The organism is Bifidobacterium sp. UTBIF-78 (genome assembly GCF_006408945.1).
Taxonomy (GTDB): Bacteria; Actinomycetota; Actinomycetes; order Actinomycetales; family Bifidobacteriaceae; genus Bifidobacterium; species Bifidobacterium myosotis.
In genome coordinates this window covers 1-23,101 of the sequence record NZ_JFAO01000048.1, presented here as the reverse complement: position 1 = coordinate 23,101, position 23,101 = coordinate 1, and the positions used below count along the sequence as shown (strand labels likewise).

15 protein-coding genes are annotated in these 23,101 nt (G+C 60.2%); all 15 read left to right on the top strand.

All coding sequences use genetic code 11. From position 1 onward, the window contains the following. A partial coding sequence (locus tag BG22_RS09490) for an ABC transporter substrate-binding protein (protein ID WP_140495071.1) occupies positions 1–1,151 on the top strand: 1,151 nt, incomplete at its 5' end. Positions 1,152–1,258: 107 nt separating this feature from the next. Then, a complete protein-coding gene (locus BG22_RS09485) occupies positions 1,259–2,296 on the top strand; it encodes a carbohydrate ABC transporter permease (protein WP_140495076.1) in 1,038 nt (345 codons plus the stop codon). A gap of 1 nt (position 2,297) precedes the next feature. Beyond that, a complete protein-coding gene (locus BG22_RS09480; RefSeq protein ID WP_140495069.1) occupies positions 2,298–3,179 on the top strand; it encodes a carbohydrate ABC transporter permease in 882 nt (293 codons plus the stop codon). Positions 3,180–3,315: 136 nt separating this feature from the next. Further along, positions 3,316–4,935 (top strand): glycoside hydrolase family 43 protein, encoded by a 1,620-nt coding sequence (locus BG22_RS09475; RefSeq protein ID WP_140495067.1) that lies wholly within the window; start codon positions 3,316–3,318, stop codon positions 4,933–4,935. A 104-nt stretch (positions 4,936–5,039) separates the two neighbouring features. Beyond that, positions 5,040–7,055, top strand: coding sequence for a sialate O-acetylesterase (locus tag BG22_RS09470; protein ID WP_140495066.1), 2,016 nt, complete (start codon positions 5,040–5,042; stop codon positions 7,053–7,055). Continuing rightward, positions 7,055–8,218 (top strand): glycosyl hydrolase family 8, encoded by a 1,164-nt coding sequence (locus BG22_RS09465; protein ID WP_094666936.1) that lies wholly within the window; start codon positions 7,055–7,057, stop codon positions 8,216–8,218. Before BG22_RS09470 ends, BG22_RS09465 begins: the two co-directional genes overlap by 1 nt. A gap of 12 nt (positions 8,219–8,230) precedes the next feature. Beyond that, on the top strand, positions 8,231–9,751 hold the full coding sequence (locus BG22_RS09460) for a carboxylesterase family protein (RefSeq protein ID WP_140495074.1): 1,521 nt from the start codon (positions 8,231–8,233) through the stop codon (positions 9,749–9,751). A gap of 90 nt (positions 9,752–9,841) precedes the next feature. Continuing rightward, positions 9,842–11,446: a glycoside hydrolase 43 family protein gene (locus BG22_RS09455; protein ID WP_094667061.1), complete on the top strand. Its 1,605-nt coding sequence runs from the start codon at positions 9,842–9,844 to the stop codon at positions 11,444–11,446. A 130-nt stretch (positions 11,447–11,576) separates the two neighbouring features. Further along, a complete protein-coding gene (locus tag BG22_RS09450) occupies positions 11,577–13,388 on the top strand; it encodes a glycoside hydrolase family 43 protein (RefSeq protein WP_094667060.1) in 1,812 nt (603 codons plus the stop codon). A gap of 29 nt (positions 13,389–13,417) precedes the next feature. Continuing rightward, the gene (locus BG22_RS09445; RefSeq protein ID WP_094666934.1) at positions 13,418–14,068 is read left to right on the top strand and encodes a sugar O-acetyltransferase; all 651 of its coding nucleotides are present in this window, start codon (positions 13,418–13,420) and stop codon (positions 14,066–14,068) included. Positions 14,069–14,230: 162 nt separating this feature from the next. Continuing rightward, complete coding sequence (locus BG22_RS09440; protein ID WP_140495065.1) at positions 14,231–16,219, top strand: right-handed parallel beta-helix repeat-containing protein; 1,989 nt, start codon at positions 14,231–14,233, stop codon at positions 16,217–16,219. Positions 16,220–17,350: 1,131 nt separating this feature from the next. Further along, positions 17,351–17,542, top strand: coding sequence for a hypothetical protein (locus BG22_RS09435; RefSeq protein WP_140495064.1), 192 nt, complete (start codon positions 17,351–17,353; stop codon positions 17,540–17,542). A gap of 748 nt (positions 17,543–18,290) precedes the next feature. Then, complete coding sequence (locus BG22_RS09430) at positions 18,291–19,406, top strand: sugar-binding protein (protein WP_140495062.1); 1,116 nt, start codon at positions 18,291–18,293, stop codon at positions 19,404–19,406. Between the two features lie 191 nt (positions 19,407–19,597). Beyond that, the gene (locus BG22_RS09425; protein WP_233428066.1) at positions 19,598–21,139 is read left to right on the top strand and encodes a sugar ABC transporter ATP-binding protein; all 1,542 of its coding nucleotides are present in this window, start codon (positions 19,598–19,600) and stop codon (positions 21,137–21,139) included. Positions 21,140–21,259: 120 nt separating this feature from the next. After that, positions 21,260–22,474: a multiple monosaccharide ABC transporter permease gene (gene mmsB / locus BG22_RS09420; RefSeq protein WP_140495060.1), complete on the top strand. Its 1,215-nt coding sequence runs from the start codon at positions 21,260–21,262 to the stop codon at positions 22,472–22,474. Positions 22,475–23,101: the final 627 nt, after the last annotated feature.

The window sequence follows — 23,101 nt, the reverse complement described above, 5'->3', positions numbered from 1 at the left end:
GTGACGGCAAGCAGTACTGGGAGGACTTTGCCAAGGCCTTTGAAGAAAAGCACCCTGGCGTTACTGTGCAGATTGAGACCGTGCAGAATGAGGATTTCGAAGGCAAACTGACTACGGCCATGCAGGATCTTTCCTCTGGCCCTGATGTGTTCATGGCTCTTGGCGGTGCCAAGACCAAGGATATGATCGACGCCGGGCAAACCATGGATTTGACAGACAAGATTTCTGATACCGTCAAGACGCAGATGGCCTCTTCGCTGGCCTCGGTGACCTATGACGGCAAGATCTATGGCGTGCCGAGCACGGTCCAGCCTGGCGGCATCTGGTATTCGAAGGATTTGTTCGCGCAGGCCGGCATCACCGAAGTCCCCACCACGTTTGGTGAGCTCAAGGAAGCGGTGACCAAGCTACGCAATGCCGGCATTGATCCGATTGCGCTTGGTGGTAAGGATGCATGGCCGGCCGGTCATTGGTACTACTGGCTGTCTCTGCGCGAGTGCTCGCCCGAATCCTATGCCAAGGGCGTTAACGAGAAGGACTTTTCCGACGGGTGCTGGACCAAGGCTGGCGAGGATCTCAAGGAACTCGCTGACATGAACGCTTTCAACGAAGGCTATCTGACCACTACTGCCCAGCAGGGCGCAAGTTCTTCCGCCGGTCTTCTGGCCAACCACAAGGCCGCCATGGAACTTATGGGCACCTGGGAGCCAGGCGTACTCAAGGATTTGACTCCGGATAAGCAGCCGCTGGCCGACCTCGGATTCTTCGCGTTCCCCTCCGTTGAAGGGGGTGAGGGCGAGAAAGGTGCTCTGATGGGCGCGGTCACGCCGTTCTCGGTGAACCCGGAGGCTCCGGATATCGCTGTGGACTTTGTAAACTTCATGGCCGACAAGGAGTGGCAGGAGAAGTACGCCACCGCATTCTCCACCATTCCCGCTTCCGTGGAGGCCCGCGACGTGGTGACTGACGAGAATCTGAAGCAAATCATCCAGGCGCTGGACAACTCCGATGACATGCAGCTGTGGATGGATACCGCACTCGGAGGCAATATCGGCAACGCGCTCAATGCCGGCATCGTGAACATGCTCTCGGGCAACGGTTCCGCGGCCGACATCGTTACCGCTATGAAGGATGCGGCTGCCAAGGGCTGACGTTGAACACATACGGTGTGCGGGAATGTCTCCCGGTTGAGGTGTTCTCGCACACCGTTGGTTTCAAGACGATTGTGATGGAGTAACAACAAATGACGAGCGTAAGCATGTCGGGACAGGCTAAGGGGAAGTCTTCCGCTTCGGGTAAAACCAAGCGCACCAGTGACGGTAAGGTTCAGCGTGCCATTGAAATCTTTATCCTTTCTGCACCGGCGATTATCATCTTCTGTTTCTTCGTGATTCTACCGATTATTCTCGGTGCGTATTACGGCTTCTATAAGTGGAAGGGGTACGGTTCGCCTCACAAGACCGGGCAGTTCATCGGTCTGCAGAATTATGTCACGGCGCTGTCTGATCCCAACTTCCAGGCGGCCATTCTGCACACGTTCGAGATTGTGATTGGCTCTCTGGTCATTCAGGCTCCTCTCGCCATCCTCTTTGCGCTGCTGCTCAACCAGAAGTTCAAGGGGCGTGCCCTGATTCGAACGCTGATTTTTGTGCCCTATGTCGTCTCCGAGGTCATCGTTGGTACCGGTTGGAGTCTGCTGTTGCAGAAGACCGGTGCCATCAATGAGATTCTCGGAAACTTCGGTATTGAAGGGCCTGACTGGCTTGCCGATCCCAAGTTTGCCATATGGACGTTGCTGCTGCTCATCAGCTGGAAGTACATCGGCTTCGCGGTTATTCTGATGCTCGCCGGTATGCAGTCCATTCCTGAGGAACTCTACGAGGCTGCCCGCGTGGATGGTGCCGGATTCTGGCAGATGCAGAAGAGCATCACCCTGCCGCTGCTGGCTCCGACCCTGCGCATCTGGGTATTCCTGTCCATGATCGGTTCCCTGCAGCTGTTCGATTTGGTGTACATCGTGTGGGGCAAGTACGTCTCCACCACCGCCGGTGTGTCCACGATGGCCACCTACATGGTGCGTGAGGGTCGTGACGCCGGAAACTACGGCTATGGCTCCGCAGTTGCCTTGATTATTTTCATTATCTCGCTGACTCTTGCTCTGGTGTATCAGCGTTTGGTGCTCAGCCGTGACCTTGATGGTGCGCTGACCGAGCAGAAGCAGGCGAAGAAGCGTGCCGCCAAGCGCGCTAAGGAGTCGCAGCTGCGTGCCGCGGCCGCAACGAATGAGGTGAAGTGACATGAGTGCAGCAGTTTCCGCGAAGACCAAATACTCCACGAAGAACGGCTATCGGATTTCACAGAAAACACCGTGGGGACATCCGGTCGTCTACTTCTTCTCCCTAGTGCTCGTCGCCATCTGCGTGACCCCGGTGCTCTACATCATCTTCGGTGGTTTCCGTACGAACTCGCAGATTACCAACCATCCCTCGGGACTGCCCGATCCATGGGTGATTGATAACTATATCAACGTCTTCACCAGCGATATCTTCTGGGGGGAGCTCGTCAACTCCCTAATCGTCGGTGTCTGCACGATGGTCGGTGTCGTGGTACTTGGCATCATGGTGAGCTTTGTCATTGCACGATACCGTTTCCGCTATGCACCGCTGATGTACGCGCTGTTCTCTGCGGGCCTCATGTTCCCGATGACGGTCGGTATCACGCCACTATACCTGCTGATTCGCAACATCGGCCTGTCGAATTCGCTCGCCGGCATCATCCTGCCGCAGATCGCCTTCGGTTTGCCGCAGACCATCATCATTCTGGTCCCGTTCCTGCAGTCGATTCCGCTGGAGCTTGAGGAGGCCGCACTGCTTGACGGCTGCTCCCGCCTCGGATTCTTCGCCCGCATGGTCATTCCGCTGTCCATGCCCGGCGTGGCCACCACTGGTATCCTGACGTTCGTCGGCAGCTGGAACTCCTACATGCTGCCGCTGTTCGTGCTTAGCAGCTCCAGCAAGTACACGCTGCCCCTCGGCGTGCAGGCTTTCAGCTCCGAGCATTCGGTGGATACCGCGGCCGTGCTGGCCTTCACTTCGTTGGCCATGCTGCCGGCCCTCATCTGCTTCACGATCTTCCAGAAGAAGATTGTGGGCGGCTTGACAGGCGCGGTCAAAGGCTGATGCAGACGTCCTGACAGTTGTTTCATAATCTTGCCGTGGGAAGGCATGTCATCGGTTCCCCTCAAGCGCCGATTCCTTTCCTCCTCCTTTCCTGAGTCTTCCCACGGTACCCTTTCTTTTCAACGAGGAGAAGAACATGAAAATCTCCAATCCCGTACTCCCCGGATTCAACGCGGATCCCTCGATGATCCGTGTCGGCGACACCTACTACATCGCCACATCCACCTTCGACTGGTGGCCAGGCGTGCGGCTGCACGAATCCAAGGACATGGTTCATTGGAATCTGCTGCCCGGCCCGCTCAACCGTGTCTCCCAGCTCGATATGAAGGGCAATCCTTCCGGTGGCGGCGTCTGGGCCCCGGACCTGTCCTACGCGGACGGCAAGTTCTGGCTCATCTACACGGATGTGAAAATTGTCAACGGCGCGTTCAAGGACTGCACAAACTACTTGGTCACTGCTGAGGACATCCACGGTCCGTGGAGCGAGCCGGTCCGCGTTAACGGCGTGGGCTTCGACGCCAGCCTCTTCCATGACGATGACGGTCGCAAGTATCTGGTTCAACAAACGTGGGACTTCCGCGAATACCGTCACCCCTTCAACGGCATCACCCTGACCGAATTCGACACGGAAACCATGCATCTGAAGCCGGAAACGGCCCGAATCATCTGGCATGGCACGGATGTGAAGTTGGTGGAAGGCCCGCATCTGTACAAGATCAACGGCTGGTACTATCTGTTCTGCGCCGAAGGTGGCACCCAGTACGAGCATCAGGAATCCGTGGCACGCTCGCGCACGCTGGATGCGCTGTCCTTCGAGGTAAGTCCGCACGACCCGTTCATCTCCAACTTCGATACCCCGGACACCTACCTGCAGAAGCAGGGTCACGGCGCGCTTGTGAACACGCCTGGCGGTGAATGGTATTACGCCTCCTTGTGCGGTCGCCCGTGGCGTCATGAGACCGAACCGGCCCACGGCGTGCGCGGCTGGTGCACGCTTGGCCGTGAGACCTCCATCCAGAAGGTCGAATGGGACGATGACGGCTGGCCGTATGTGGTTGGCGGGCACGGCGGCGAACGCTACGTCGAGGCGCCGAAGGATGCCATCGAAACAGAGGCCCCCACGGACCACAGCCAGCACGATGAGTTCGAATCTACTGAGCTGGACCTCAACTGGAACACTCTGCGCGTGCCCTTCACCGAGGCGATGGGCCGCGTAGGTGGTGGCTCGCTGACGCTGCGTGGGCAAGGCTCCCTGTCCAACCTCTTTGAACTGTCGCTGATCGGCCGGCGCTGGCAGGCGTTCGACTTCGACGCCGAAACCAAGGTGACGTTCACCCCGGACAACTACATGCAGATGGCCGGCCTGACGAACTTCTACAACCATCTGTGTTGGTCGTGGGCGTTCGTGACCTGGGATGAGGTGCGAGGCAAGCGCGTGATCGAAGTCGCCCAGAACGATTTCGACACCTATACCTCGTTCCTCAGGGACAAGGCCATCGAAGTGTCGGATGACGTGGAGGGCGTGTGGTTGCGAACCAAGGTGCGTACCAGCACCTACACGTATGAATACTCGTTCGACGGTGAGATTTGGCATGAGATTCCGGTCACTCTGGACGCCGCCGTGCTCTCCGACGACCATGTGGCCCGGCGTTATGGTGGCTTCTTCACCGGCGCGTTCGTGGGCCTCGCGGCCGTGGACCTTGCCGGCTACGGCAAGGAAGCGGTGTTCGGATATTTCGATTATCAGGAACGCTGATACGGCGTTGATGATATTGCGTTGACGCAATATGGTCAGTCCATCCGGTCGGCTCCACCCGCATAGGTGACAGCCGACCGGTTAATGCGTTAGAGGAGGGATTCATGCTGAGATTGCCGAAACTGCTGGATGATGGATGCGTGCTGCAGGCGTCCATGCCAATCACTATCTGGGGATGGGCGGAACCGAGCGCCGATGTGTCGGTCAGCGTGCAGAACCGCGCGGGCTCCACAACGGCCGGCGATGACGGTTCATGGTCCGTGACGCTGGATTCCCTCGAGCCGGGCGGACCTTTTACACTGTCCGTGGAAGGTTCAGACGGTTCCCGCATTACACGTGAGGTGTACGCCGGCGAAGTGTATCTGTGTTCCGGACAGTCCAACATGGAGCTGCCGATGGCGTGGGGCCGCCCGGAATACGCTTCGGAATTCTCCCGCCCCGCCGACCCGCTGCTGCGCCAGTACAAAGTCATTCCCGAATACGATTTCGCAGGCTCCCATGACGACCATACAGATGCGCGTTGGACCGCCTGCGATGCGCAAGGTACTGCGGAATTCTCGCAAATCGGATACTTCTTCGGTCGTATGATGCGCGAACACCTCGGCGTGCCGGTAGGCCTGCTCAATGTGTCGCTTGGCGGCTCGCCCATCGAATCATGGATGGATAAAGCGTCGTTGCGACGATTCCCGGACATGCTGAGCATTCTGCGCCAATACGCGGGCGAAGGCGTGGCCGTCAAGCGCAGTGAGGACAGCATCGCCGCGCGTGACGAATGGTACCGGGCCTTGGGCTACGATGCCGCTCCCGACACCGGAAGCTATCTGCCGCTGGGACAGTGGCCTTGGCGTCGCGATGACGAAGCTCCCGCTGACGATCTGCAATGGCATGACATCACGTTACCCAACTGGTTCGCCGATCAGGGCCTCGCCGGGTTCCGTGGCGAACTGGAACTGCGTAAAATCGTCTACCTGCCCGCACATATGGAAGAGAGGCCCGCGTTCCTGCGTCTGGGCACAATGGCCGATGCCGAACATACATGGCTGAACGGCTATCTGCTTGGCGGACGAACCAACCAGTATGAGCCGCGCGATTACGAGATACCCGCCGGTGTGCTGCATGGGGGTGCCAATGAGTTGCGTCTGCGTCTGGTATGCGAACATGACACCGGTCGTGTGACTCCCGGCAAGGCCATGACACTGAGCGTTGGCGACGATGTGATTGATGTGAGCGGTATCTGGCGGTATGCCATCGTCACTGTGGCTCAGACGGACTGCCCATGGGAGGATTTTGTCCGTTGGAAGCCCACCGCGCTGTACAACACCATGCTTGCACCGTGCTTCCCGTACCGTGTTCGCGCGGCGCTGTGGTATCAGGGCGAATCGAATACCGGGGACAGCGCTCCCGAATATCGCGATCTGCTGGAATCTATGATCGGGTTGTGGCGGCGGCAATGGCATCAGGAACGACTGCCGTTCCTAATCGTACAGCTACCGAACTTTGCCATCGACTGTGTGGAGGACGGCGGCTGGCCTGTGGTGAGCGAAGCACAGTGGCAGGTCGCGCAAACCGTTGCGGATGTGGCAACGGTAGTTGCCATTGATGCAGGCGATTGGAACGATCTGCATCCCACACATAAGAAAATCATCGCGAATCGGCTGTTCCAGGCGGCACGTCAGCTGGTGTACGGCGAATCAAACGATTATCGTCAGCCATGCCTGGCGCAGGTGCATATCGAAGGCAGTGCCGTCGAACTCACCTTTGAGGACCGGATGACGGTCCGTGCCACCGGGGCCGGCTGGCCGCAATCCGCTCCCAGTGCGCTCGCCACCTTGGATGGAAAGGCACCCGGAGAGTTCACTTTCGTCTGGAACGATGGCGGCTGCGTGCCGGCACGAGCCACCATCGACAGCAATCGTGTCACTGTGCCGATGCCGGCACGCACTCCGGACGAACTACGCTACGCATGGCGCAACAATCCCGACAATGGACTGCTGTGCAATGCTCAGGGTGTGCCGGTCACGCCGTTGCGGGTTTCGCTACGTGCGCTGATGCAGCCTCCGGCGTCGAGCGCGGATGGTAACGACGAGGCCGGAACAACAGGGCAAGGAGTAGAACGGTAATGGAAAAGAACGAGACGGGACGATCGCTGTTCGCACAGTGCGGCTATGCGCAGGCCGACATCGACGCGCGCGTGGCACAGGTCTGGCATGAGATCTTCGAGGGGCCGAACAAGTTCTATTGGGAAAGCGAAGACGGTCTCGGTTACGTGATGGATACCGGAAACGACGACGTGCGCACCGAAGGCATGAGCTACGCGATGATGCTCGCTGTGCAATACGATCGGCAGGACGTGTTTGACCGGCTGTGGGGCTGGGTGATGAAGTACATGTATATGGTCGAAGGCCATCATGCCCACTACTTCTCTTGGTCGGTCAAGCCTGACGGTTCCGAGCGGGCGGACGGTCCGGCACCGGATGGCGAGGAGTACTTCGCCATGGACCTCTTCCTCGCACACCGCCGGTGGGGCAGCCGGGAAGGCGTCTATGATTATGCGGCCCGGGCACGAGAACTGCTGCATTACTGCGTACATAAGGGACGGGAAGAGGCCGGTGAACCGATGTGGAACGCCGACAATCATCTCATCAAATTCATACCCGAGACCGAGTGGAGCGACCCCTCCTATCATCTGCCGCATTTCTACGAGGTGTTTGCGCAGTACGCCGACGATGCTGACCGGCCGTTCTGGAATGAAGCCGCTGCGGCGAGTCGTACCTATCTGGCCCTTGCCTGCGACGAGCATACCGGCATGAACGGCGAATACGCGCTGTATGACGGAACGCCGTACACCGAGGAACGATTCGGCCGCCATGATTGGTTCTTCTCTGACGCCTATCGGACCGCCGGTAACATCGGTCTGGATGCGCTGTGGAATGACGCGGAGCCGGTATTGTGCGACCGCGTGGCGGCACTGCAACGTTTCTTCCTGACTCACGACCGCACCAGCGTCTATGAGGTGGATGGCACTGCGGTGGATGAACGTGTACTGCACCCGGTCGGCTTCCTCGCCGCCACTGCGCAGGGGTCGCTGGCAGCAATGCACGCCGCCTTGCCCGATGCCGAGCGCAACGCCCGCGTATGGGTGCATATGCTGTGGAATACGCCTATGCGCGTCGGTTGCCGCCGGTACTACGACAACTTCCTCTACGCCTTCGCCATACTGGCTTTGAGCGGCAACTACCGGCGTGAATTCGAACGGTTGCGGACAGCACAACGAAACCAATGAAGGAGAATGGCAATGGTGCTCAGACAGGTGCGTACGGCATATGGTGTCATTGAGGGATTGGCCTCGGAAGATCCGGAAATCACCGTTTTCCGCGGCGTACCGTTTGCGGCCCCTCCAGTGGGGGAGCTGCGCTGGCGCGCTCCGCAGCCGCTCCAGTCATGGAAAGGCATTCTGCATGCGCATGATTTCGGTCCCAGTGCCATGCAGCCGCGTTGGAATCCCGAGGAATTCTATGGCAGGGAATGGCAGGTGGACCCCGATTCGCCACGCAGCGAGGACTGCCTGTACGTGAATATCTGGACACCGGCATTGACAGGCAGTGGTGAGGCCAGACTGCGCCGTGGCATTGGCCATGGTTGCGGCAAGCAGCCGGAAGACGCTTCGTGCATGCCGGCAGACTCACGACATGGGTTGTTGCCGGTTATGGTGTGGATTCATGGCGGCGCGTACCAGTGCGGCACGCCCGCTGAAAAGGAATTCGACGGCAGTGCGCTTGCGCGTCTGGGCGTGGTGGTGGTCAGCGTCGCCTATCGGATGAATGCGTTCGGATTCTTCACCCATCCCGATTTGCAGCGTGAGGCCGAGCTACGAGCCGCCGGAGGCGTGCCGGAGGAACCGTACGCCAACTTCGGACTACTGGATCAGAGGGCAGCCATTCTGTGGGTGCAAGGCAATATTGCCGCATTTGGTGGCGACCCGGCTTCAATCACCGTGTTCGGCCAATCGGCGGGCGCGGCCAGTGTGCTTTCGCAGATTTGCTCGCCGCTCAATCAAGGACTGTTCCATCGTGCAATCATGCAGTCCGGTGCCGGAATCGGTCTGTTCAACATGCGGCTTCGTTCGCTGGAGGAAGCACAGCACAACGCCATCCGATTCCTCGATTTCCTTGGCGTGCCGTCGGTGCGGGAGGCGCGTCGCATCTCCGCCGACGCGTTGCTGGACGCCGCCGAACACTTCCCGGCTCCTGAAGACGCTGGACTTGCTGCTCAAGCCTGGCCCATGCCGGCCAACTGGATGCCCTGCGTCGATGGGCGTATGCTGCCGGGTCAATATGGCGACATCCTGCGCCGTGGTGCACAACAGCCGATGGACATCATCATCGGCAATACCACAGGGGAATTCCTCGAAACCCAAGCGGACGGCACCGTCATGCCCGCCGGCGAGCAGGGCAACATGGATCTGATTCGAGCGTGGATTTCAGGTGGCGCGAACCCGCCCTACTATTACCGTTTCGATGTGGATATGCCTGGTGATAGCGCGGGGGCCTTCCACTCCTCGGAACTCTGGTTCACCTTTAATTCGCTGGCACGCTGCTGGCGCCCATTCTCCGGTTGGCACTATGAGCTTGCGGACATGATGAGCCGCTACTGGGCGAACTTCGCCATCACCGGCAACCCGAACGGGGTACGCAACGACGGCACGCCATTGCCCCAATGGAGTCGTTGCGGCAGTGATGGAATCCAGTTCGCGGCCATGCGTTTTGGCGTCGTCACCGGCATGGAATCTGATGGCACAATCGCGACGGGCTCATGACATGACAGGGGGCGACGGATAGGACCCGAGTCAATCAATCCTGAACCAATCCTGAAGCGATCTTGAGAACGGAACATATCAATGACGACCATGGCCACCGCGCACAATCCGATTATCAACAGCGATTTTCCCGACCCGGACATCATTCGTGTGGGCGATACGTACTACATGGCCACCACCACGATGTTCCTGATGCCGGGCTGCGATATCCTGCGATCATACGATTTGCTGCACTGGGAATTCCTGACGCATGCTTACGCGAAGCTCGATGACACTGCGGCGCAGCGGTTGGAACAGGAAGGGCGCAACGCCTACGGATGCGGTATGTGGGCTCCATCGCTGCGCTACCATAACGGGCTGTTCTCCGTGGTGTTCGCTGCCAACGACACGCAGCGGACCTATGTGTTGGAAGCGAGCGACCCCGCCGGCCCTTGGACGAAACGCGTCATCGACGGCCTGTACTACGACAACAGCGTGCTCTACGACGATGACGGTCGGGTGTACATCGTGCATGGCAACACCCGTCTTCATCTGACGGAAATGGAGCCCGACCTGAGCGGCCCGAAGTCGGGAGGCATCGACCGCATCATCGCCGAGGACGATCCCAACGCAGATCTGGGATATGAGGGTAGCCATATCTACAAGCATGACGGCCGGTACTACGTGTGGACCTGCCACTTCCGTTCCGGACACCGCAAAACCGAAGTTTGCCTGCTGTCCGATTCGTTGGAGGGTGAATTCAAGGCGCGGGAGGTGCTTGACGACGATTTAGACTTCCATGACCTCGGCGATGCGCAGGGAGGCATGGTCGATACTCCTGACGGACGATGGTACGCCTTCATGATGCACGACCGCGGCGCCTTGGGCAGGGCACCCACCGTCATGCCTATGCGATTCGGAGAGGACGGGTTCCCCGTTTTGGGCATTGACGGTCGCGTGCCGATGCAGGTGAGCGTGCCGACCAATCATGCCGACTACGAGTACGCTCCGCTCAATGGCAGTGACGATTTCCGGTATACGGCGGGCGAGGAAACCGACGTGGAGGTGACCGATCTCAAGCCTTTCTGGCAGTTCAATCACCTAGCGCATCCTGCATTCTGGTCGGTGAGCGAGCAGGAGAGCAGTTTTACTTTGCACGGCGGCAGTGTCGCGATGAACATCAGCCATGCGTGGAACACGTTGACCCAACGCACGGTCGGGCCACGGTGTATGGCCGAGGTCACCATTGATGCGGCATCGTTGCGTGACGGCGATTATGCCGGTCTGGCCGCGCTCCAAGGATACTATCGCTATATTGCTATAACGCGGTCTGGAGAGTGCTTCTCGGTGTGTGTGCAACTGAAGCCCCGCATCAACGATTCGATATGGGGAGATGGCGATTATGACGCTCCGGCGGTCGAAACCATTCGTACCGAGGTGAGCGGTCCCGTCGTACGGTTGCGTGCCATCTACGATTTCACCGACAAGAAGGACATGGTCGCCTTCGAATATCTGGATTTGGGCGATGTCTCACCCGGGTGGAGAAGGCTCGGAGGAATCTACCCGCTGTATTACACCTTGGACTATTTCATCGGCTGCCGTATTGGTTTGTTCCTGATGCCGACCGTCGAGGTCGGGGGTGTCGCGCATTTTCGTGATTTCCGGTTCGCGGGGCCGAGGGATACGCCTGAAGTGGACGGACGAATCGGCGGATGATGCGGCTTGGTATTGCGGACCAGTGCCGCGGCGAAACATGGTTGTTCAACGAAAGAAAGGGAAGTAATCAATGGTGACTATCAATAGTGGCGTCACGGATGTTGTGAAGGAAAGCGTGCAGGTTTCCGGCATGGAGGGGGCGCTAGGTACGCCGGACGCACAGGGGGTGCGGATCGTCAGCAACCCCGTCATGCGGGGCATGTATCCGGACCCCTCGTGGATATGGGATGATTCGCGCGAGGAGATCGTGCTGGTCAACTCCTCATTCGAGCTGGTGCCGGGACTGCCCATCCATGTGACCCGTGATCTGGCAACGTGGACCCATGCGGGTGATGCCGTAGACGGGGCGATGGCACGCCGGCTGCTCATCGACGGTGTGGAGGATTCCGGCGGACTGTACGCGCCGACCATCCGCCGCATCGGCGGACGATACGTCATCGTCTGCACGGTGGCGCGCGTCAACGAGGGCCAGGCTCTCGCCGCCGGGTGCGCGATGGAAGACATCGAGGCCTGCCGCGCGGCACAAGGCAACTTCGTGATCGTCGCGGACACGTTGGAAGGCCCATGGCAAGGCCCGTACTGGGTGGCTGGCGCCGAGGGCATCGACCCGGACATCTTCGAGGACTCGGACGGCACTGTCTGGTGGACGCAGACCCGACCGGCCTTGAACCCGCAGTGGGAAGGCCAGACCGAAATCTGGACCCAGCCCATCGATCCTGCGTCCGGCTGGTCGCTGCAGGGGCGGAAAACAGTGATCTGGCGCGGGTACGGCGTAGGCGCGGTATGGGCGGAAGGTCCGCACCTCTATCGCATCGGTGACTGGGTGTACCTGATGACCGCGGAAGGCGGCACCAGCTTCGAGCACAGCGAGATGATGATGCGTACCTATGCGCCGAACGGGTTCGCCGCAGCGCTCGCCGATTTCGAGCAGGGGCTGGCCTCGCGCGAGGTGCTCATCGAACCCGCCCGAGACGGCGAAGGATGTGTGATCGGCCCGTTCGACCGTCTGTTCGAAGGATTCAAGAAGAACCCGATACTCACCCACCGTCATCTGGGCAACGGGGAGCTCATCCAGTGCGTCGGGCATGCCGACCTGCTGTGTCATCCTGAAGCCGGGTGGTTGCTCACTTGCCTTGGCGTGCGCGAAGTGCCGGGGAACGAAGCCGGCGAGTTGTTCAGCTATCTCGGACGTGAAACGTTCGTGGCGCCGGTGAGGTGGGAACGTAATCCCGTCTCATGGAAGCTGGAGGGCAGCGGCCCGACCAAGCAGGACGACACCACCGATCCCGGCTGGCCTGTGGTGGCACCTGGGCTCGGGCGGCTGCCACATGCTCTTGCGGTCGAAACCGATGGGCATGGCGGATTGCGTTCGGTGCGGGCAGTGGAAATCGCCGCTGCGGCCACTGCTGCCGAAATCGTTCACCCTGAACCCATTTGGGTGGGCGACAATCGTTTGGTCGAGGTGCGCGGGCGGGATGGCTATCGGTTTGTTCGCGTAGATGCGTTGGACTACGCCGTACTGGCCGGTCCGGGTCGCACGCTGATGCTGCATCAGGATTCCACGCACGACGTCACCATGGGAATCGATGCGATAGGTGGGCTGATGGTTAGGGTCGTTGACCGTGGCAAGACACATGTCCTCGACTGCGGGACTCTGGCGCCGGGTGAATGGTTCGGTCTGCGGCTGTATGGCAATCGGCTGACCTTCCTCGCATGTCTGCCGCCGGTCGATGGACTGGAATCGGGCCATGAACGTGCGTCGAGTGCTGTAGAAGGTGAGGCGCACGATTGTGCGGAGCTCGCGTTGTTGACGCATATCGACACCTCGGCGGCGCGGATTTTGGGGGAGTGCGACGCGCGGTTCCTGAGCACGGAATGGGCCGGCGGGTTCGTGGGTTGCGTGGCCGGCAGCCGTACAATACCGTCCAACGAATATTGTTAGACCGTCAAACCAAAGCGAGGAGGCAATTCATGGTAGATACTACGGTCGCGACCCGCAATCTCGACCAACTCAAGCGCGACTATCCGGACGTGGCGAAACTGTTCGCGGACGACTGGCTGCAGTACCGCAAGTCGGCGATTCTGCCGGAGCTCACGCGCGAGGCGCAGTCCACCTGTGATCGCATCAATCGCATCTATTTCGAGGATACGGCCGAGGCTGAGCGACTGTTCCGCGAGCTCGTGCCCGAAGCCGGCGCTGGCGTGGACTTCCGCCCGCCGATTCGCCTTGATTACGGTTTGGGGCTGAAAATCGGCGACCGCACATTCATCAACATGGACTTCCTCGTCGTGGGCGGCGGGCCGATTTCCATCGGATCGGACTGCCTGATCGGCCCCCGTGTGAGTATCTACACACCGAACCACGCCATCGCGCGCAAGCCCAGACTTGAGGGCTGGCAGCACAACGAGGATGTGACCATCGGCAACAACGTGTGGCTCGGCGGCAACGTGGTGATCTGCCCTGGCGTCACCATCGGCGACAACACCATCATCGGCGCGGGTGCCGTGGTCACGCATGATATCCCCGCCGACTCCATCGCCGTGGGCAATCCTTGCCATGTGATTGGCCGCGTTCCCGATGACTGGACGCCCGAACAGCGTGCCGCCGTAGAGGGCGCATAGGCCGCAGCTCCCCCCTGAGACCTTCACTTTCCGCTCCCGCCGTGAGCGGCCAGCGAAGTCGTCTGAGGTGGGCGTCCCGGCGGCGGGCACATCGGCGGCGGCCTTGTCTGAACCGGGCACAGGCCGTCATGGATTTCAACAACAGAGCAAAGGAGCAATGCAATGACGCAGTATCATGTTTCGGCTTCGGCCGGTTCCCTGGCGGGCGGCGGCACTGAGGCCGACCCGTTCCTGACCATCGGCCAGGCGGCCGCGATCGCGCGTGCCGGCGACGAGATAATCGTGCACGAGGGCACCTACAGGGAGTCCGTGGACCCGAGGTTCGGCGGCGAAAGTGAGACGAACCGCATCGTCTACCGGGCCGCCGAGGGCGAGCCGCGTCCGGTGATCACCGGTGCCGAACGCGTCACGAGCTGGATGCCGGAGGGCGATGGCGTGTGGAAGGTCGTCCTCCCGAGCGGTTTCTTCGGCGGATACAACCCGTACGTTGAGACGGTGTTCGGCGATTGGACCGTCTACCCGGACCCCAAGGTCGAGGTCCGTCATCTGGGCGACGTGTACCTCAACGGCAAGTCGTTCTACGAGGTGTCTTCGCTGGACAAGGTGCGCGCGCCCGAGCGCTGGGACACCGGGCGCGACGCCGCAACGAACACCATCGTGCCGTTGCTGGACCCGGATGCCACACTTAATGTGTGGTACTGCGAAACGGATGCCGAACACACCACGATCTGGGCGAACTTCCATGACGCGGACCCAAACGTCGAGATGACGGAGATCAACGTACGCGAGACGTGCTTCTATCCGAGTCGTCCGTACGTCAATTACATCACCGTACGTGGTTTCGAGCTGTGCCGGGCGGCCTGCCCGTACACGCCGCCGACCGCCGATCAGGTGGGGCTGATCGGACCGCACTGGTCGCGCGGCTGGGTCATTGAGGATAACGTGATTCATGACGCCAAATGCTCGGCAATTTCGCTGGGCAAGGAGATCTCGACCGGCGACAACGAATCCACGCGCACCCATCGCAAGTCCGGCTACCAGTACCAGAAGGAGGCCGTGTACAAGGCGTTGCATGTGGGCTGGCGCAAGGGCGTGGTTGGCGGGCACGTAGTGCGTGGCAACACGATCTACGATTGCGGACAGAACGGCGTGGTCGGGCACATGAGTTGCGCGTTCAGCCTCATCGAGCACAACCACATCTACCGCATCGGTACCAAGCGGGAGTTCTTCGGCTGGGAAGTCGCCGCCATCAAAATGCACGCCGCAGTGGATACGATCGTGCGCCGCAACCGTGTGCACGACTCCGTGTTGGGCATGTGGCTCGACTGGCAGGCGCAGGGCACGATCGTGGACTCGAACGTGTTCTACCGCAACACACGCGACGTGATGACCGAGGTGACCCACGGGCCCATCACGTTCATGAACAACGTATTCGCCTCCCCGTTCAGCTTTGACGACTACGCGCAGGGCGCCGCGTTCATCAACAACCTGTTCGCCGGACGCATCCGCCATACGCAGGTGCTCGACCGGTCAACGCCCTACCACTTCCCGCATTCCACGGATGTGGCCGGTGAGGCATTCGTCTACGGCGGCGACGACCGGTACGTCAACAACCTGTTCATGGCGGTTGGCGGTGCCGGTGAAGCCGGTGAAGCCGAACGTATGGCCGATGCCGCTGGCGGAGAAGGTGTGGTCGATACGGGCACTGCCTGTTTCGAGGATTATCCGCATTCGCTTGCCGAATACGAGCGGCGCATCGAGCAGGCGGGGCTGGGCGATGAGGAGCTGTATCGCAGCATGCCCCAGCCCATGATGCTGGAAGCCAACGCTTATGTCGGTGGAGCGCGGGCGGCCTCTTGGGAGACGGATGCCGTGGTCGATGCCGGTGCGGGGTCGATGGCGCTGCGTGAGACTCCGGAGGCGGTATGGCTTGCTGTTGTGATGCCGGATGCGGCGCGCGCTGCGGTCGGTCGGGTCGTCGGGACGGCTGATCTTGGTCAGCCGCGCATCGTGGAGGAGTACTTCGAGAACCCGGATGGTTCGCCGATCGCCGTGAACCGGGATATCACCGGTGCGCTGCGTGGGGAGCGATCCGCGCGAGGTCCGCTGGCTTCCTATAGCGACGGCGAAGTGCTGATTTGGGAGCGGTGATGTTGGGCTGATGTTGGTTGATGTTGGCTGATAGCCGAGTGGCGGTGATACTGGACTGATACTGCCTGACGGCCGAGCGGCGATCGATTGGTTGCTGCTCGGCCGTTTCATGGCTGCTGTTGCGCTGCAGGCTGCTGTTGCGCTGCGGACGGGTTGTGCGTTGCTTGGTTGCTGGTCGATTGTTGCGTGACAGTCGTCTCGTTTCCGTTTGGCGGATGCCTGTTTGATGCCTGTTTTATTGCATGCCAGTAATTACCTGATGGCGTATCGATTGTGCAGGGTCGCTGTTGCGTTCTTCGCTGGATGCGCCCTTCTTGCGGATGTGCGTTGTGGTTGTGTGTTGCGAATGTGCCGTGCGAATGTGTGGCCTGCCCCTCGTGGCTGTGTGTTTGGCGAAATGACTGTGATGAACCCGTTGGTGTAGGTGATGGCGTCGCGAACAAGCCAATCCGTGGCTTGCTGACGACGCTGGCGAGGAAAAACGCGTTGGCATGGGGCCATGGCTTGGATTCTTGGCGCCGCTGAGTTCGTCAGTGGTATTGCTGGGCCACGTCTTGGCTCGTCGGCGATGCTGAGATGGCCGAAAATAGTGTTGTGCGGCCATGCTTTGGCCTGTTGACGACGCTGGGGTGGTTGGTATTGCCATGCTGTAGAGCGTTGGCGGCTGAGTTAGGCATCGCCGGGCCGGTCTGTAGTCCGCTGCTGACTGGGGATTGGCCGTCGGCGGCGTTGCGTGACCTTGCTGGCGCCGTTAGGATGGCCGAAAACGGTGTTGCGCAGCCATGTCGAAGCTCGATGGCGATGCTGAGTGTGTCAGAGGTATGCTGTGCCGACGCTGCTCCAAGGCTGTTTCGGAGCTGGGGTGCCCATAGAATGCATACGGATGCGCACGAGAAATGCGTGCTTGGCGTGTGTGTAACTTGCGTTGGTAACATGAACGATATATGGTTAAACCATTAAACTAAATATCTGGCAATTGGATGCGCATTATGTGGCGATCGCTGATCGCTGGGCTCCGAGCACCGAGGTTCGAACGCTGGGCTTATGCTCCGGTGCGACAAGCGTGGGCGTCCATAAGCCGGATGCAACCTGTCCGATGCGTACCTACGCAACGTCAATGGAGATACTGCCATGCGCGCACATCATATGCTGTTGCTCTCGCTTGCCATGCTGGCCGTGGTCTACGCCGTACTGTTGTTTGTCGCCCCTGTCGCGGCGCCGATCGGCGTGGCGCTTACCGCCATGGGGTTGGCCCTCGTCTCGACCCGATATGCCTGGCGACCCAAATTCCTCGCATTGTTCGAGGCGGGGGAGTCCTACTGATTTGTGCTGCATTCTCCGTGTAGCGCATGCGATGTCCCATCGCTTATATACGAAAACGCCGTTCTGCCTTCGGGTGGGGCGGCGTTTTCGCATGTGCGTGATGAGTGAGTTTGGTTGGCGCATCGTTCTGTTGGCGTGGACGAGGTGATGCGCCGATATTACGCTGGACGTCGATGAGCGCATCGCTCTGTTGGCGCTGAGCGAGGGCGAATTTGCGGAGTGTCCGTGAGATGTATGGGCGTGGCCGTATGGAGTGTGTGCTGTGCGTTCGTGCGTCGGATTGCGTTGACTGTTGTGGGTTGTGTCAAACTGCGTCAAACTGCGACGGCCTGTTGTGGGTTGCGTCAGGTGGTCGTGGCTGCCGTGGGCCGGCGTAGGCTGTTGCGGACTGTTGTGAACTGGCGCGCAAGCGTGATCCCCGCGCGTGTAACCGGTGCAATGCTTCTGGCCTGGGTCCGAGGTGCTCTTCGTTCATGCATGGATGTCGGCGTGTCGCGATTTTTCGGTGCTGGTGGGCGGTGTACCAATAGCCTCCGAGAACGTTGAAAATACGTCACTGTTACCGTTCACATTTAGTTAGCGCAATGAATCAAATAAAGCAAAAACCGCGCGATTCCAGTGTAAATGACCGATTGGCAATTGTTAAATCAAAAAACTATATGGTATATTTCTAACAGGTTCGGCAATGGTTGCCAGACCGCAAGGAAGAGGAAACAAACAGTTCCTATCAATGTCGAAAGGAATTCCCATGAACAAGTGGACCAAGGTGCTCGGCGTCGTTGCCGCGACCGCCATGCTCGTCCCGCTGGCCGCCTGCGGAGGTGGCACCCGCGGCGGCACCACGGCAGGTGGTGATGGCGGCAGTGGTGACACCGTCAAGGTCGGCATTTCCATGCCTGAGCAGATGCTCGAGCGCTGGAAGATCGATGGCGAGAACCTGAAGAAGCAGCTTGAGGGCTATGGCTACGAGGTCACCCTCCAGTACGCCGATGGCAAGACCGATCTGCAGACCTCCCAGATTCAGAACATGGCCAACAACGGCATGAACTACGTGGTCATCGCCTCCATCGACGGTACCGCCACGGGTGCTGCGGCCGAGCAGGTGGCGGCCAATGGCGGCAAGGTCATCGCCTATGACCGCCTGATCATGAACACCGACGCCGTGGACTACTACGCCACCTTCTCCCTCGAGGACGTCGGCAAGATGCAGGGCGAGTACATCGAGCAGAAGCTTGGTCTCAAGGATGGGCAGAAGGGCCCGTTCAACGTCGAGCTCATGGCCGGTTCCCCGACCGACAACAACGCCGGCTACTACTTCAAGGGCGCTTGGGACGTGCTCGGACCGTACTTCAAGTCCGGCGTTCTGCAGTCCAAGTCCGGCAAGGTCCCGTCCTCCGCGGATGACTGGCAGTCCATCGGCATCGACAACTGGGACCGTCAGAAGGCCCAGAACGAGATGGAGAACCGCATCAACTCCTTCTACAACGACGGCACCAAGCTGGACGCCGTCCTCGCCCAGAACGACGCCGAGGCCACCGGTACCTACAACACCGTAGAGGCCGCCGGCTGGGACTACTACCCGATCATCACCGGACAGGACGCCGAGAAGGCCAACGTTCAGGCCATCGTTCAGGGCAAGCAGGCCATGACGGTCTACAAGGACACCCGCGAGCTGGCCAAGGCCACCGCCGAGATGATCAAGGCCCTCGTGGACGGCAAGGAGCCGGAAGCCCCCGATACCTTCAACAATGGCAACAAGGACGTTCCGTCCCAGCTGCTGACCCCGGTCACCGTGGACAAGGACAACCTCAAGGAAGTCCTCGTTGATGGCGGCTACATTTCCGCCGCCGACGCCGGCCTGTGATCGGATCGGAAGCCGAACGCAAGCCAATAGCGACGGAAGCGATGGAATAGGGCTGTAAACAGGCCCGGACATCAGCTCACAGAACAGGAGGCGCCGCACTGCATCGATGCGGTACGGCGCCTTCGCCATGCACAGGGACATTACTATCGGAGGAGGTAACTGTGGCTACGAATGGTGACGTGATTCTTGAGATGCGTCATATCGTGAAGCGTTTCGGTCCGGTCACCGCGTTGAATGATGTGAATATCACGGTCAAGAGGGGCCAGATATTCTCGATCTGCGGTGAGAACGGTGCCGGCAAGTCGACTTTGATGAACGTGCTGTCGGGCGTGTATCCGTACGGCACCTACGAGGGCGACATCATCTACAACGGCGAGACCTGCAAGTTCAGGACGATTCGCGATTCCGAGGAGAAGGGCATCGTGATTATCCACCAGGAGCTCGCGCTCGTGCCCTACATGTCGATCCAGGAGAACATCTTCCTGGGCAACCAGAAGAAGAAGGGCATCGCCATCGACGCGGACGAGCAGCGTCGCATCGCCTACGAGGTGATGAGGAAGGTCGGTCTGGACGAGAACCCGGACACCCTGATCTCGAACATCGGCGTGGGCAAGCAGCAGCTGGTCGAGATCGCCAAGGCCCTGACCAAGAACGTGAAGCTCCTCATCCTGGACGAGCCGACCGCGGCCCTGAACGACGAGGATTCCAGGAACCTGCTCGACCTGATCGACGGGCTGCGCCGCGAGCAGGGCATCACGGCGATCATCATCTCGCACAAGCTCAACGAGATCGCCTATTCGGCCGACGCGGTGCAGGTGATCCGCGACGGCCAGACAATCAGCCACATCGACATCGACGCGGCGCACCCGCTTGACCAGGACGTCCTGATCCGCGACATGGTCGGCCGTCCGCTGACCAACCGGTACCCGGTGCACGAGTCGCACATCGGCAAGGAGATGTTCCGCGTCGAGGACTGGAAAATGCACCACCCGCTCGACGAGACGCGCCTGGTGTCCAACGACGTGAGCTTCAACGCGCGCGCGGGCGAGATCGTCGGGTTCGCCGGACTGATCGGCGCGGGCCGTACCGAGACCATGATGAGCGTGTTCGGCCGCCAGTACGGCACCAACGCGTCCGGCCGCATCTTCGTGGAGGGCAAGGAGGTCAGATTCCCGACCGTGCGCAGCGCGATCGACCATGGCGTGGCCTACGCGACCGAGGACCGCAAGGTGTACGGCCTGAACCTCATGAAGACCATCCGCGAGAACACGTCCCTGGCGAGCCTCAAGGAACTGGCGAGCAGGCTGGGCGTGGTCGACGAGACGCGAGAGAAGCAGACGGCCGAGAAGTACCGCAAGGAGTTCCGCACCAAGGCGCCGACCATCGAGATGCCCGCCGGCAACCTGTCGGGCGGCAACCAGCAGAAGGTCGTGCTCGCCAAGTGGATGGCCACCAACCCGAAGGTCCTGATCCTGGACGAGCCGACGCGAGGCATTGACGTGGGCGCCAAGTACGACATCTACGAGATCATCGACCAGTTGGCCGACTCCGGGTCCGCGGTGATCGTGGTCAGCTCCGAACTGCCCGAGCTGCTGGGCATCTGCGACCGCATCTACACGATGAGCGGCGGCAGGATCACCGGCAACTTCAATGCGAAGACCACCAGCCAGGAGGAACTCATGCGATACATGACCTCCGCAACACCCCTACCCAAAGACCAGGCGTTCGCCTGAGCCGTTCGCCATACGTTCGCCATATTGACGGGCCGGCCGGCGGAAGCGGCACGGTAGCCGCATCGTTGAGACCCACCCGCATTCCATGTGCTTTTCGTTCTTTGAAAGGATAATCTTCAAATGTCTACCGCAACCGTAACCCCCGCAGCCAAGAAGGGCGGCGAGGAACAAAGCCTCAAGTCCCTGCTGCTGGGCAACATGCGCTCCTATGGCATCTACCTCGCCCTTGTGCTGGTCATCATCGTCTTCCAGATTCTGACCGCCGGGCGTCTTCTCAACCCCAATAATGTGGTCGCCCTGTTCCAGCAGAACGCGTATGTGCTCATCGCCGCCATCGGTATGCTGATGATCATCATCGCCACCCACATCGACCTGTCCGTGGGTTCCGTGGTCGCCTTCATCGGCGGCGTCGGCGCTCTGGCCATGAAGAATGGCGTGCCGTGGTGGGCCGCGATCCTGCTCATGATCGTCATCGGCCTGCTCATCGGCGCATGGCACGGCTTCTGGGTCGCTTACGTCGGCGTCCCCGGCTTCGTCACCACCCTGGGCGGCATGCTCATCTTCCGTGGTCTTGCCACCGTTGTGGCCGGCGAATCCATCCCGGTGTCCAACGCCGCCTTCCGCGCCATCTCCAAGGACTACCTGCCCACCATCTTCGTCGGACAGTTTGCCCTGACCGCATTGATCGTTGGCATCGCCGCCATCGTGCTCGTGATTTGGAGCCAGCTGACCAAGCGCGCCAAGGCCGTCAAGAACGGTCTGCCCGCCCAGCCGATGAGCTTCGTCATCCTCAAGTGCGTGGTCGCCGCGCTCGCCATCGGTTACGTGACCTATCTGCTGGCCATGTCCGGCAACGCCACCCAGGGCGGCATCCCGATCGTGCTGGTGATCATCGGCGTGCTGGTGTGCGTGTACTACTTCGTGCTCAACCGTATGGTCTTCGGCCGCAACGTGTACGCAGTGGGTGGTAACCGTAAGGCCGCCATTCTCTCCGGTATCGACACCAAGAAGGTTGACTTCGAGATCTTCCTGAATATGGGCTTCCTGGTCTCCATCGCCTCCATCATCACCCTCTCCCGCCTCGCCTCCGCTTCCGCGCAGACCGGTATGGAGTTCGAGATGGACGCCATCGCCGCCTGCTTCATCGGCGGAACGGCCGTCACCGGCGGCATCGGCACCATCCCGGGTGCCATGGTTGGCGCCCTGATCATGGGCGTGCTCAACCAGGGCCTGTCCATCATGGGCGTGGACGCCGCCTGGGTCAAGACCATCAAGGGTCTCGTCGTCATCGCCGCCGTCGCCTACGATCTGCTCTCCAAGAAGAAGAAGGGCTGACCTCTATAAACGTGGTTGATGACCGGTTTTTCACTGATCTGCAACCACGAGGATAGGAACCGATAGTTCCCACTCCTCCTCCGAAAGGGATGTCGTTTCGACGGCATCCCTTTTCCGTGTTTTGGGCTCCGTTTCGGTGCCGGTTCGGTTTGAGGCTCGGCTTTGCGCGTGATTGATGTGAGCGGGCCGTTCGGCAGGTAGCGTTAGGTCGGCAGCGATAGGTCAGGTTTGAGCAGTTGCGATGAGTGTGCTGCGCTGCGTGTTGCGCTCTGCCCGAAGATCAAGAGCATTTTGTGGGCGTTGCGGGCGATGGAGATGGGGCGATGGAGATGACCTTGGTGCACGGGAATGTGGGTGCTGCCCCCGATTTGGAGTTGTGATTGTGCCTACGGGTTGCGGTTGGTTTGTTGCGTGGGAAGCGTTCGTTGATGATGACGATTGTTGGAGACTTTTGGTTCCGGTTGATGTTGGTTCTGGGCTTCTGGTTTCCGGACGCGTGATTCTGTGCGTCGCTAAGAGGCCATGCTGTGGCGGTATGGCTTCGCTTGCATGCTCGTGGGCGGGGTGATTGGGCCATGGACTGGCTTCGTCACGCCGCTGGGTGGCTAGGCGTCGCTGTGGAGCCAG

Excerpts from the sequence above, each read along its gene's own strand:
- BG22_RS09425 (WP_233428066.1), top strand. The coding sequence starts at position 19,598 with ATGCGTCATATCGTGAAGCGTTTCGGTCCGGTCACCGCGTTGAATGAT.
- BG22_RS09470 (WP_140495066.1), top strand. The coding sequence starts at position 5,040 with ATGCTGAGATTGCCGAAACTGCTGGATGATGGATGCGTGCTGCAGGCG.
- mmsB (WP_140495060.1), top strand. The coding sequence starts at position 21,260 with ATGTCTACCGCAACCGTAACCCCCGCAGCCAAGAAGGGCGGCGAGGAA.
- BG22_RS09480 (WP_140495069.1), top strand. The coding sequence starts at position 2,298 with ATGAGTGCAGCAGTTTCCGCGAAGACCAAATACTCCACGAAGAACGGC.
- BG22_RS09445 (WP_094666934.1), top strand. The coding sequence starts at position 13,418 with ATGGTAGATACTACGGTCGCGACCCGCAATCTCGACCAACTCAAGCGC.
- BG22_RS09440 (WP_140495065.1), top strand. The coding sequence starts at position 14,231 with ATGACGCAGTATCATGTTTCGGCTTCGGCCGGTTCCCTGGCGGGCGGC.
- BG22_RS09475 (WP_140495067.1), top strand. The coding sequence starts at position 3,316 with ATGAAAATCTCCAATCCCGTACTCCCCGGATTCAACGCGGATCCCTCG.
- BG22_RS09485 (WP_140495076.1), top strand. The coding sequence starts at position 1,259 with ATGTCGGGACAGGCTAAGGGGAAGTCTTCCGCTTCGGGTAAAACCAAG.
- BG22_RS09450 (WP_094667060.1), top strand. The coding sequence starts at position 11,577 with ATGGAGGGGGCGCTAGGTACGCCGGACGCACAGGGGGTGCGGATCGTC.
- BG22_RS09435 (WP_140495064.1), top strand. The coding sequence starts at position 17,351 with ATGCGCGCACATCATATGCTGTTGCTCTCGCTTGCCATGCTGGCCGTG.
- BG22_RS09455 (WP_094667061.1), top strand. The coding sequence starts at position 9,842 with ATGGCCACCGCGCACAATCCGATTATCAACAGCGATTTTCCCGACCCG.
- BG22_RS09460 (WP_140495074.1), top strand. The coding sequence starts at position 8,231 with ATGGTGCTCAGACAGGTGCGTACGGCATATGGTGTCATTGAGGGATTG.
- BG22_RS09430 (WP_140495062.1), top strand. The coding sequence starts at position 18,291 with ATGAACAAGTGGACCAAGGTGCTCGGCGTCGTTGCCGCGACCGCCATG.
- BG22_RS09465 (WP_094666936.1), top strand. The coding sequence starts at position 7,055 with ATGGAAAAGAACGAGACGGGACGATCGCTGTTCGCACAGTGCGGCTAT.